We start from the raw sequence: 11,439 nt of genomic DNA on the forward strand, positions 1-11,439 counted from the left end.
CCACCCGGACGCCGGGCCGCGAAACGCGGCCCGGCGTTCGCCGTTCCCGCCCGCTCACCCGCCCGGCGAGGGTCGGGAAGCCGGCTTACGCCGACTGCTCCGACTGTTCCGCTGCCAGGGCCTCGCGGAGGCGGGCGGCGCGTTCGGAGACCTCCGCCGGGCCCAGCTCCATGGCGCGCACGCACCACTTCTGCCCCTCGGCCAGGTCCCCGTGCCGGGCGGCCAGCAGCCCCAGCCGCAGCGCCGCCCGGCCGTGGCCGGCCACCGCGGCCCGGGTCCACCACAGGGCGGCCTCCGGCTCGTTCCCCTCGCGCGCCAGCAGCAGTCCGAGGTTGAAGGCCCCGTTGCGGGAGCCGGCCTCGGCCGCCTCCCGGTACCACCGCGCCGCGACCGCCCCGTCGCCGCGCGCGGCGGCCAGCATCCCGACCCGCACCTGGGCCCGCCGGTGCCCCAGCTCCGCGGCCCGCTCGTACCACTCCTCGCTCTCGGTGCGCGGGGCGCTGCCCACCGGCTCGCCCAGCGCCACCGGCTCGGGCGGCGGAGCCAGCGACTCCAGCAGCGCCGCGAGCCGGAACGCCGCCTCCGCGCTGCCGCCGCCGGCGGCGCAGCGCAGGTGCCGCTCGGCCGCGCGGTCCTCGCCGTCGCGGACCAGCGCGATCCCGACCTGGAGGGCCGCGTCGGTGTGGCCGGCGGACGCGGCCCGCTCGTACCACTTCAGCGCGGTCCGGTCGTCGTCCCGGCTCGCGAACAGGATCCCGAGGTTGAACGCCGCGTCGACGCTGCCCGCCTCGGCCGCCTTCGAAAACCACGGCTCGGCCCCGGCCGCGTCACCGACCTGGAGCAGCATGATCGCGAGGGCGTTGGCGGCCTCGCGGTGGCCGGCGTAGGCGGCGCGCCGGTACCACTGCTCGGCCTGTGCGGTCCGCTCCTGTGCGGCGCACAGCAAAGCAAGGTTGTACGCCCCGTTCTGGTCGCCCGCGTCCATCGCGGTGCGGTACCACTTCTCCGCGGTCTGGGTCTCGCCCCGCGCCGCGTGCAGCGCGCCCAGGGCGTTGGCGGCGTTCCCGTCGCCGTCCTGCGCGGCCCGGTTCCACCACGCGACGGCGCTCTCCTCGTCGCCCGCGTCGCGCAGCAGGAAGCCGAGCGCGCACGCGGCGCGCGCCTCGCCCTGCTTGGCGGAGGTCAGGTACCAGCGCCCGGCCTCCTTGAGTTCTCCGCGCGCCTCCAGCAGGGCGCCCAGGTGGAGGGCGGCCCGGCGGTGCCCGCGCGCGGCGGCCTGCCGGTACCACTGCTCGGCCTCGGCGGGGTCCCCCTTGCGCAGGTGCCGGGCCAGCCGGTAGGCGGCCTCGCGGTGCCCCTGCTCGGCGGCCTGGCGCAGCCAGCGCTCGACGCCCTTGTCGCCGCGGTGCTCCAGCAGCTCGGCGAGCCCGTACGCGCCCAGGGCGTGGCCGGATTCCGCCGCCTGACGCAGCCAGTACTCGGCGGCGGGCTCGTCCCCGCGCTCGCGGAAGTGGCGGCCCAGCGCGTGTGCGGCGGGCGCGGATCCGGCGACGGCGGCGACCCGCCACCAGCCGGCGGCCTCCTCGGGGTAACCCCGCTGGAGCAGCAGCACTCCCAGGTTGTTGGCGGCGGCGCGGTCCCCCTCCGCGGTGGCGCCACGCAGGTACGGCTCGGCGCCGGCCAGGTCGCCGCGGCGCAGCAGCAGCGCCCCGAGCACGCTCATGGCGCCCGGGTCGCCCCGGTCGGCCGCGACGCGGTGCCGTGCTTCCAGCTCGGTGTCGCTCGCCGCCGGGTCGGTCTCGGCGAACATTTCCTCCGCGAAATCCGCATCGGTCAGTGCGGTCTGCGCGTTAACGACCGGAGCCTCCTCGTCGGCCTCTGCGCCCGATTCGACTTCCGCCCTCACAAACCGCCCTGTCTCCAGCAGAGTTGACCTGTCCCCCATAAATCCCATCGTCGCATCACCTGCTACCCGCGTACACCTGGTATGTCGCAGCCTGTGAGGTCACTACAGCGTTTTGTCGACATGCCCACAGAGAGATAAGTCAAACACGGTCCCGCCCCAACTCACCCGTCTCAGCTACCACATGGTCCCCGCGTGTCCCCCCTGGACATGACGAAGGCCCGGATCCCTGGGATCCGGGCCTTCATCTTCAGTAGCGGGGACAGGATTTGAACCTGCGACCTCTGGGTTATGAGCCCAGCGAGCTACCGAGCTGCTCCACCCCGCGTCGGTGAAACCACAGTATCACGACGCGGGACCGAGCCATTACCCGTTATCCGCCGGGCTTCGGGGCCGTCAGCTTCGCCTCCGCGTCGATCGCCCGCTGGAGCGCCGCCTTGATGTCGTCCTGGGCCTTGCCGAAGGCCGTCCAGTCGCCGGACTGACGGGCCTTCTCGGCCGCCTCGATCGCCTTCTTCGCGTCGTCGAGGGCCGCCTTGACCGTCGGGTCCTGGGAGGTCGGGGGCGTGGTGGTGCCCTCGCCCGGCGGGGTCACCGGAGCCACCGGCACCGTCGGCGCCTCGGCCCCGAAGACCACGTTCAGCGCCTTGTCCAGGCTGTCCTCGAACGCCGTCTGGTTGCCGTACGTCACCAGCACCTTGCGCAGCAGCGGGTACTTCAGCCCCGAACTGCGCACGTACACCGGCTCCACGTACAGCATTCCGCCGTCGAGCGGCACCGCGAGCAGGTTGCCGTACTCGACCTCGGAGTCACCGCCGCGCAGCAGCCGGATCGACTCGGCGATCTTCGGTTCCGACTGGAACTTGCTCTGCACCTGCTTGGGGCCGTCGACCGGCTTGCTGGTCGGCAGTTTCAGGATCCTGATCTTGCCGTAGTCCGCGGTGCCCGGATCGGCGTTGACCGCCATGAAGGCGCTCAGGTTGTCCCGCTCGTTCGGCGTGAACGTCGTCGTGAGCGAGAAGACCTGGTCCTTCTCCTTCTGGTCCGGCATCTTCATCGACAGGTAGTACGGCGGGACCGCCGTGCCGGCCTTGGTCGTCGGGTCGTCCGGGACGGCCCAGGCCTCACTGCCGCTGAGGAAGGTCTGCGGGTCCGTGACGTGGTACCGGGTGAGCAGCTCGCGCTGGACCTTGAAGAGGTCCTGCGGGTAGCGCAGGTGGTCCATGAGCGCCTTGGAGATCTCGCTCTTGGGCTTGACCGTCCCGGGGAACGCCTTCATCCAGGTCTTGAGGACCGGGTCCTGGGTGTCCCACTGGTACAGGTCGACCGTGCCGTCGTAGGCGTCGACCGTGGCCTTGACCGAGTTGCGGATGTAGTTGACCTGGTTCTCCTGGGCCACCACCGCGCGCTGGCTGTTGGTGAGGGAGTCCGCGGTGCTCTGGCCCAGCGTGGTGCGCGAGGCGTACGGGTAGCCGTTCGTCGTCGTGTACGCGTCGACGATCCACTTGATCCGGCCGTCGACGACCGCCGGGTACGGGGCTCCGTCGATGGTCAGCCACGGGGCGACGGCCTCGACCCGCTCCTTGGGCGTGCGGTGGTAGAGGATCCGCGAGCCGTCGCCGATGGCGCCGGAGTACAGGATCTGCGGCTCGCTGAACGCGAGCGCGTACGCCGCCCGGTTGACCGGGCTGTCGAGGTTGACGCCGGAGTCGCCCTTGTAGCTCGTCTCCTTCTCGCCCTTGTCGTCCGAGTAGTCGAGCTCCTTCTGCGGTCCGCCGACGATCGAGTACTGCTTCGTCTGCTCGCCGTAGTAGATGCGCTGCTCGAAGTCCGTGCCGAACATGCCCTTGGAGGGCAGGTCGGACTGGGTGAAGTCGGGGGCGCCGTCCTTGACGGTGGTGCCCTTGGCCGCGACCACGCCGTAACCGTGCGTGTACTTGAAGTGGTCGTTGATCCAGTTGTTCTTCGGGATGCCGGCGATGTTCAGCTCGCGCAGCCCGATGACCGTGTCCTGGCCGCTGTACCGGTCCACGGCGAGCGTGGACGGGAAGGCGTAGTAGCCCTTGACCTGCTGGAGCTGCTGGAACGCCGGCGAGACGATGTTCGGGTCGAGGAGCCGGACGCTGGCCGTGGTGTCGGCCGCCTGCCGCAGCTTGGTCTTGTCGTCGGTCTGCGGGACGCCCGGGTAGTCCTTGACCTCGGAGCGGTCGATCCCGTAGGCGTTGCGCGTCGCCTCGATGTTCTTCTCGACGTACGGGGATTCCTTGGCCTGCTCGTTCGGCTGGACCTGGAACTTCTGCACGATCGCCGGGTACAGCCCGCCGATCAGGATCGCCGAGAGCACCATCAGGCCGAAGCCGATGACCGGCAGCTGCCAGGTGCGGCGCCACAGCGTCGCGAAGAAGAGCACGGCGCAGATCGCGGCGATGGCGACGAGGATCGTCTTCGCCGGCAGGTACGCGTTCGCGTCGACGTAGCGCAGGCCGGTCCAGTTGTCCGCGGCCTTGAAGTCGCTCGACTTCACGGCGAGGCCGTACCGGTCGAGCCAGTACGCCACGGCCTTCAGCGTCACGAAGAGGCCGAGCAGCACCGACAGGTGTCCGGTCGCCGCGGCGGTGGCCCGGGCGCCCGGGCTCGTCACGCGCAGGCCGCCGTACAGGTAGTGGACGACGACCGCGGCGATCACCGACAGCACGACCGCGGCGAAGCCGAAGCCGAGGAGGAAGCGGTACCAGGGCAGGTCGAAGGTGTAGAACGACACGTCCAGGTGGAACTGGGGGTCCTTCTGCCCGAAGGGCACCCCGTTCACGTACATCAGCCAGGTCTTCCACTGGCCGGCGGCCGAGGCGCCCGCGATCATGCCGACGAGCGCCGCGATCCCGAGGAGCAGCCACGTCTTGTACGGGGCGACGCTCATCCGGTAGCGGTCGAGGCTCTGCTGCTCCATCGACATCGCGGACAGCGGCGGCCGCAGCCGGTACGCCAGCCAGATGTTCAGGCCGACGGCGCCCGCCATCAGCAGGCCGAAGACGGCGAAGAGGCCGATCTTGGTCCACAGGGTGGTGGTGAAGACCGTGGAGTACTTGACGGAGCGGAACCAGAGCCAGTCCGTCCAGAAGCCCGCGAACATGACGAACGCCATGCCCAGGACGGCCAGTACGCCCAAGGTCATCAGAAGAGTGCGGGCACGCCGGGAGGGGCGGCCGACTCTCATCCGTGGCCCGGAGGGGCCTCCGCCGCGGTCCGGCATCTGGAAAGCCAAGGTGCGCACCTCGAAAGTCGCTGAGTGTCGTGGCTGGACATTTCAAAAGCTGGGCCCCCGATCGTAGGGCCCACTCATGCAACTTACTGAGGCTTTAGTCAGTTCCCGTTATCGGCCGGAAAGGAGGCAGGATGTTGTCCATGTCCAACGTTTCCCCTTCCCCGGGCACGCCGATGGCGGCCACCCCCCTGACGCGCGCCGTCCTCGAGATCGACGAGTACGCCTCCTCCCTCGGCTGGGACAAGCCCGCCCGGCTGTTCGCACTCGTCGACACGGCCAAGCTCCGCAAGTCGGAACCGCGGCTCGCGGGCCAGCTCGGCCTCGACCAGGACGACGCCGGCAAGAGCCAGCTCACCCCGATCGAGCAGGAGGAGGTGCCCAAGGGCACCCCGCTGGACAAGTTCCTGGGAACCATCGCCTGGCCCCCGGCGATCGTCGGCTGCGCGCTGACGGTGGAGCGGCTGATGCTGCCGCCGTCCGCGGAGGCCTCCGTGCCGGAGGGGCTCAGCGACAAGCAGCTGGCCAAGTGGGTCGCCGCCCATCCGGACCGGCAGGAGGTGCGCCTGACCGTGGGCGTGCTGCGCGACGGCTCGCGGGAATCGGCGGTGCGGCTGCGCGAGAAGGACTCCTCGACCGAGGTGCTGACCGGCGCGAGCCTGGTGCCGGGCCTGGCCGAGGCGCTGGCCGCGACGTTCCTGGACTGAGCGGGTCCGGGCGGACCGGTCCCGGCCGCCGGGGCCCGTCTTCCGGATCGGGCCGGGCCGGGCCCTAGCCGCAGCGCGGCAGGCCGGCCGTGTCGCCCTTGCCGATCTTCTCCAGTGCCTTCGTGGCGTCGTCGATGGTGGAGACCTTCACGAGGGTCAGGCCGTCGGGGACGTGCTGGGCGGCGGCGGAGCAGTTCTCGGCGGGCGTCAGGAAGTACTCGGCGCCGGCCTTGCGGGCGCCGATCGTCTTCATCTGGATGCCGCCGATCGGGCCGACCTTGCCGGTGTCGTCGATGGTGCCGGTGCCCGCGACGAACTTGCCGCCGGTCAGATCGCCCGGGGTGAGCTTGTCGACGATGCCGAGGGCGAACATCAGGCCCGCGCTCGGGCCGCCGACGTCGGCGAGCTTGATGTCGATGGCGAACGGGAAGGTGTGGTCGGTGCCCGCCCGGATGCCGACGATGGCGTGCCCGTCGCCCTCCGCCTTGGCGGTGGTGATCACGACCTTGGTCGTGCCGGTCGGCTCCGTGCGCGCCTTCTCGGCCGCGGCCGCCTCGGCGGCGGGCACGATGGTGAACTCGACCGGCTCGCCGGCCTTGCGCTTGGTGACGAGCTTGGCCACGTCCTCGGGCGCGTTGACGGGGCTGCCGTCGACGGCCCGGATCACGTCACCGGCGTGCAGTCTGCCCTCGGCGGGGCTGCCCTTGACGACGGTGGAGACCACGACGCGGCTGGTGACGCCCGGTGTGCCCAGCTGCTTGAGGGCCGCCACCTTGGCGCTCTCCTGCGACTGGCTGAACTCCTCGGCGTTCTCCTGGGTGGACTGCTCCTCCGTCTTCCCGCCCGGGTAGAGGTTCTCGTGCGGGACGACGATGTTGTCGTCGGACAGCCAGCCGTAGACCGCTTCCAGCAGGTTCATGTCGTAGTCGGCGCCGGTGACCCGGACCGTCGTCATGTTGAGGTGCCCGCTTGCCGGGTACGTCTTGTGGTCCGCGATGCTGATGACGGGCTCGCCGTGCGAGTCCCCGAGCGTGTTCACCGTCGGGCCCGGGCTCATTTCCGAGTACGGGACCTTGATGAACACCCCTGCGCAGAGCAGCGCGAACAGCAGGAGGGTGGAGGCGAGCATCGTCGCAGTGCGGCGTGGCATGGATCGACAGTACGGGACGCCCCTGACGGGCGGCCGCCGGGGCCGGTCCGTACGGGGGCCGCGGGCGGAACTCTCAGCGGATTCTCAGGGGGCCTCGCCCGGGACGCGTCACACCGCGTCGGAACCGGAATGGGCCGCTTCCTTCACCCTGGCCTGATCGGCCCTGTCCATGGCTTCGCGGAACCTCGCGTATCCCGCGAGTTCGGATATGTCACCTTGAGTGCGGTCGCGCGCCGCCCAGCTGCCCCATATCGCCGCTCCGACGGCGGCGAACAGCGGAATCAGCAACCACGCCAGTGACGCCATGGACGTGCCTCCCTGCCCCGAAAGTACGTGTCGTTGGTGGCTTCAACGCTCGTGCCCGGGAGGGGGTTACGCAAATCGAGGGCGTGTTGCGCGGCCGAACGGGTGGGACAGTACAAGATCTCCCCCCGGCTCCCGCACCCGGCCCCCCGGACGTGCTCAGCAGGCGCCGACCCACTCCTCGGTGCCGTCCGAGAACGTCTGGTGCTTCCAGATCGGGACCTCGTGCTTGAGGTCGTCGATCAGCATCCGGCAGGCCTCGAAGGCCTCGCCGCGGTGCGGGCAGGACACCGCCACGATCACCGCGAGGTCGCCGACGGACAGGTCGCCGATGCGGTGGACGGCGGCCAGGGCGCGGACCGGGTACTTGTCGATCACGCGCTCGGCGATGCGCCGCATCTCGGCCTCGGCCGTGGGGTGGCACGAGTAGCCGAGGGCGTCGACGTCGGCCCCGCTGTCGTGGTTGCGCACCGTGCCGACGAAGAGCGTCGTGCCGCCCGTCGCATCGTCGCCGACGGCCTGGAAGACCTCGTCGATCGAGAGCGGGGTCTCACGGATTCCGAGCAGCCGGATCGGGTCCGGTGCGGCCTGCTCGCCGGGGTGGTCGAAGTGCGGTGCCATGCAGCCATCGTGCACCACGGGTCTCACATCGCGGTATAGCCGATTCGACCGGCTGTACGACCCACGCGTATGGAGCCTCCTACAGGACCGGAGCCCCCGGCCGCCCGCGGGGAGGGGCTGCCGGGGGCGGGAGGAGGAGTCAGAGGCCGCGGCGGCGGCGGGCGGCGCGGACCACCGCCGCGGCGCCCAGCAGGGCGACCGTCGCGCCCGCGGCGCCCGCCGCGGTGGCGTCCTTGCGGCCCAGCCGGCGTCCCGCGACCGTGTGCCGGCCCGCGACCTCCTGGAGGAGCTCGGCCAGCACCTCCTCGTTGGTCCAGCGCGGCCGCCAGCCCGCCGCGTGCAGCCCGCTGACGCTGACCACCCACGGGTGCATCGTGTACGCGAGGTCCCCGGCCGGGGACGGCGTCAGGCCGATCCGGTGCAGCCGGGCCGCCGCGCCCAGCGCGACCGCCGACGGGAGCTCCATGCGGCGGATGCCGCTCAGCTCCTCGACCTCCTCCTGCTCCAGCCAGCCCTCGCAGCCCACGGCCAGCTCGCCCTCGACCTTCTCCAGGGCCGCGTACTCCAGCGCGCTGACCAGGTCCTCGACGTGGCAGAACTGCCAGGTCGGCCGGGATCCGGCCACCACGAGCAGCCGCGGCGACTCGAAGTACCGGGTCAGGGCGGTGTCGGTGCCGCCGACCAGCACGGCCGGGCGGACCACCGTCACGTTCAGCCCGGGGTGCGCCCGCGGCGCCCGCCGGCCCAGCCGCTCGATCTCCAGCAGGTCGCCGACGCCGGTCGCCTCGGCCGTGGCCCGCAGCTCGGAGTCCTCCGACAGCGGGATGTCGTTGTCCGGCAGGGCCCCGTAGACCATCGTGGACGTGCACAGCACGACCCGGTGCACCCCGGCCGCGGCGGCGGCCGTCAGCACGGTCTGGGTGCCGCGTACGTTGTACGCCGTACGGGCCGCCGGGTCCGTTTCCAGGTCGAGGTCCAGCGCCAGGTGGACGACCACGTCGGCGCCGCGCAGTTTCTCGGCGATCGCGGGGTCCCGTACGTCCAGCACGTGCCACTGCGCGGCGGCGCAGTCACCGCGCCGCTCGTCGATCGCGACGACCTGCTTGACCTCGTCGGAGGCGGCCAGGCGGGCCACCAGGGCAGCCCCCACCCCGGAGGCGGCGCCGGTCACGGCGATCACGGGGCCGTTCCTGCGGGGGTCCGCCTGGTTTCGCGGCCGGCGAACGTCGTGGGCGCTCTCGCCGTGCTCAGGGCGGTTTTCGGCGTCGTGCGGCGCGCGAACCTGTGGATCTGGGGAACTCACCAGGCGTCTCCAGCGGTTGTCTTCAGTAGGGGCGCGTCGTGACGCGTACCTACCAGGTGATGTCCATCCTGCCGCAGCCCAGGAGTCGGCGGAGCACCGAGCCCGGAAGCGGGTGTGGTGTCTACGCTGGGTGGTGTTGTCGGACCATTTCCCGCCGGCCTTGCCGGCGGCCCTACGAGCCGAGGAAACCCGTGAGCGACACCCCATTCGGATTCGGCCTTCCGCCGGAGGAGCCGGAGAACGGCGACGAAGGCAAGAAGAAGGGCAATCAGGGCGGTCAGGGCGGCCCGAATCCGTTCGGGTTCCCGGGCATGGGCCTGCCGGGCGGCGCCGGCGGCCCGGGCGGCGCGGACAACCCGTTCGCGGCGATGTTCGGTGCGATGAACCCGAACGACCTGGGCGCGGCCTTCCAGCAGCTCGGCCAGATGCTCAGCTACGAGGGCGGTCCCGTGAACTGGGACATGGCCAAGGACATCGCCCGCCAGACCGTCGCGCAGGGCACGGCGGACGGCGTGAAGGACTCCAGCGTCGGCATCGCCGAGAAGTCCGCCGTCGAGGAGGCCGTGCGCCTCGCCGACCACTGGCTGGACGGGGTGACCTCGCTGCCTTCGGGCGCGACCACCGCCGTCGCGTGGAGCCGTGCCGAGTGGGTCGAGGCGACCCTCCCGGTGTGGAAGGAGCTCGTGGACCCGGTCGCCGAGCGCGTCGGCGCGGCCATGGGCAGCGTGCTGCCCGAGGAGATGCAGGCCATGGCGGGCCCGCTGCTCGGCATGATGCGCTCCATGGGCGGGGCCATGTTCGGCCAGCAGATCGGCCAGGCCGTCGGCACGCTCGCGGGCGAGGTCGTCGGCTCCACCGACATCGGTCTGCCGCTGGGCCCGGCCGGCAAGGCCGCGCTGCTGCCGCTGAACATCGAGGGCTTCGGCAAGGACCTGAGCGTCCCGGCCGACGAGGTACGGCTGTACCTGGCGCTGCGCGAGGCGGCGCACGCCCGGCTGTTCGCGCACGTGCCGTGGCTGCGCTCGCACCTGCTGGGCGCCGTCGAGGGGTACGCGCGGGGCATCAAGGTCGACACCTCCAAGCTGGAGGACGTGGTCGGCCGGCTCGACCCGACGAACCCGGAGCAGCTCCAGGAAGCGCTCCAGGGCGGCATGTTCCAGCCGCAGGACACCCCCGAGCAGAAGGCCGCCCTGGCCCGTCTGGAGACGGCGCTCGCGCTGGTCGAGGGCTGGGTGGACGCGGTCGTCCACGAGGCGGCCAAGCCCCGCCTGACCTCGGCGGACGCCATGCGCGAGACCATGCGCCGGCGGCGCGCCTCGGGCGGCCCGGCGGAGCAGACGTTCGCGACCCTGGTGGGGCTGGAGCTGCGCCCGCGCCGGCTGCGGGACGCCTCGCGGCTGTGGGCCTCCCTGACGGACGCGCGCGGCGTGGACGGCCGGGACGGGCTGTGGGAGCACCCGGACATGCTGCCGACGGCCTCCGACCTGGACGACCCGGACGGGTTCGTGCACCGCGAGCAGCTGGACTTCTCCGAGATCGACAAGATGCTCGGCGAGGCGGCCCAGCGGCGCGAGCAGGGCAACCAGGGCAACCAGGGCAACCAGGGTGACGCCGCCGACGGCGAGGGGGAACCGGAGAAGTGAGCCTGTACGACGACGTGGTCCTGGTCCTGAAGGGGTACGAGGACCAGCCCGAGCTGCGCGACCTGTACCTGGAGCACCTGGAGGCCCACCCGGACGGGGTCTACAAGCCCTGCCGGGCGGGGCACATCACGGGCAGCGCGCTGGTCGTGGACCCGGTGGGCGAGCGGGTGCTGCTGACCCTGCACAAGAAGCTCGGCATGTGGCTCCAGATGGGCGGGCACTGCGAGCCCGAGGACACCTCGATCGCGGGGGCCGCGCTGCGCGAGGCCGTCGAGGAGTCGGGCATCGCGTCCGGGCTGACGCTGCTGCCCGGCGGCCCGGTGCGGCTGGACCGGCACCCGATCCCGGCGCCGTGCAACTGGCACCTGGACGTGCAGTACGCGGCGCTGGCCCCGGCCGGCGCGGTGGCGGAGGTCAGCGAGGAGTCGCTGGACGTGCGCTGGTTCCCGTACGAGGAGGTCGCGTCGGTGGCCGACGCCTCGGTCGTACGGCTGCTGGAGGCGACCCGGGCACGGCTCTGACGCCCCGGGTACACCGGAATACCGGTAGG

General features: G+C 71.8%; 9 protein-coding genes and 1 tRNA gene. 3 read left to right on the top strand and 7 right to left on the bottom strand.

Features of this window, described 5'->3' with window-relative positions; translation table 11 throughout:
- Window positions 1-85: 85 nt before the first annotated feature.
- From ACFXA3_RS16690 to ACFXA3_RS16700, 3 genes are all read right to left on the bottom strand, one after another.
- Window positions 86-1,954 (bottom strand): sel1 repeat family protein, encoded by a 1,869-nt coding sequence (locus ACFXA3_RS16690; protein WP_385187395.1) that lies wholly within the window; start codon window positions 1,952-1,954, stop codon window positions 86-88.
- 203 nt (window positions 1,955-2,157) lie between these two features.
- Window positions 2,158-2,231 (bottom strand) — tRNA-Met (locus ACFXA3_RS16695).
- A gap of 45 nt (window positions 2,232-2,276) precedes the next feature.
- The gene (locus ACFXA3_RS16700) at window positions 2,277-5,153 is read right to left on the bottom strand and encodes a UPF0182 family protein (RefSeq protein ID WP_385187409.1); all 2,877 of its coding nucleotides are present in this window, start codon (window positions 5,151-5,153) and stop codon (window positions 2,277-2,279) included.
- 143 nt (window positions 5,154-5,296) lie between these two features.
- Between ACFXA3_RS16700 and ACFXA3_RS16705 the strand changes: the two genes are divergently transcribed.
- Complete coding sequence (locus ACFXA3_RS16705) at window positions 5,297-5,869, top strand: PPA1309 family protein (protein ID WP_385187397.1); 573 nt, start codon at window positions 5,297-5,299, stop codon at window positions 5,867-5,869.
- A gap of 64 nt (window positions 5,870-5,933) precedes the next feature.
- On the opposite strand, the gene ACFXA3_RS16710 is transcribed toward ACFXA3_RS16705, so the two are convergent.
- From ACFXA3_RS16710 to ACFXA3_RS16725, 4 genes are all read right to left on the bottom strand, one after another.
- Window positions 5,934-7,019 (bottom strand): PDZ domain-containing protein, encoded by a 1,086-nt coding sequence (locus ACFXA3_RS16710; RefSeq protein WP_385187399.1) that lies wholly within the window; start codon window positions 7,017-7,019, stop codon window positions 5,934-5,936.
- A 108-nt stretch (window positions 7,020-7,127) separates the two neighbouring features.
- A complete protein-coding gene (locus ACFXA3_RS16715; protein WP_054223145.1) occupies window positions 7,128-7,325 on the bottom strand; it encodes a hypothetical protein in 198 nt (65 codons plus the stop codon).
- Between the two features lie 156 nt (window positions 7,326-7,481).
- Window positions 7,482-7,943, bottom strand: coding sequence for a molybdenum cofactor biosynthesis protein MoaE (locus tag ACFXA3_RS16720; RefSeq protein WP_385187401.1), 462 nt, complete (start codon window positions 7,941-7,943; stop codon window positions 7,482-7,484).
- A 139-nt stretch (window positions 7,944-8,082) separates the two neighbouring features.
- Window positions 8,083-9,246: an SDR family oxidoreductase gene (locus ACFXA3_RS16725; RefSeq protein WP_385187403.1), complete on the bottom strand. Its 1,164-nt coding sequence runs from the start codon at window positions 9,244-9,246 to the stop codon at window positions 8,083-8,085.
- 191 nt (window positions 9,247-9,437) lie between these two features.
- On the opposite strand from ACFXA3_RS16725, the gene ACFXA3_RS16730 reads away from it, so the two are divergent.
- Window positions 9,438-10,889 carry a zinc-dependent metalloprotease gene (locus ACFXA3_RS16730; protein WP_385187405.1) on the top strand — a complete coding sequence of 484 codons (1,452 nt, stop codon included), beginning with the start codon at window positions 9,438-9,440 and terminating at the stop codon, window positions 10,887-10,889.
- On the top strand, window positions 10,886-11,410 hold the full coding sequence (locus tag ACFXA3_RS16735; RefSeq protein ID WP_385187407.1) for an NUDIX hydrolase: 525 nt from the start codon (window positions 10,886-10,888) through the stop codon (window positions 11,408-11,410). Before ACFXA3_RS16730 ends, ACFXA3_RS16735 begins: the two co-directional genes overlap by 4 nt.
- Window positions 11,411-11,439 lie beyond the last annotated feature (29 nt).

It is taken from the genome of Streptomyces sp. NPDC059456, assembly GCF_042750055.1.
In the GTDB taxonomy this organism is placed as follows: Bacteria; Actinomycetota; Actinomycetes; order Streptomycetales; family Streptomycetaceae; genus Streptomyces.

Bases quoted from the DNA above. Each gene is read 5' to 3' on its own strand.
- ACFXA3_RS16690 (WP_385187395.1), bottom strand. From the start codon at position 1,954: ATGGGATTTATGGGGGACAGGTCAACTCTGCTGGAGACAGGGCGGTTT.
- ACFXA3_RS16700 (WP_385187409.1), bottom strand. From the start codon at position 5,153: ATGCCGGACCGCGGCGGAGGCCCCTCCGGGCCACGGATGAGAGTCGGC.
- ACFXA3_RS16705 (WP_385187397.1), top strand. From the start codon at position 5,297: ATGTTGTCCATGTCCAACGTTTCCCCTTCCCCGGGCACGCCGATGGCG.
- ACFXA3_RS16710 (WP_385187399.1), bottom strand. From the start codon at position 7,019: ATGCCACGCCGCACTGCGACGATGCTCGCCTCCACCCTCCTGCTGTTC.
- ACFXA3_RS16715 (WP_054223145.1), bottom strand. From the start codon at position 7,325: ATGGCGTCACTGGCGTGGTTGCTGATTCCGCTGTTCGCCGCCGTCGGA.
- ACFXA3_RS16720 (WP_385187401.1), bottom strand. From the start codon at position 7,943: ATGGCACCGCACTTCGACCACCCCGGCGAGCAGGCCGCACCGGACCCG.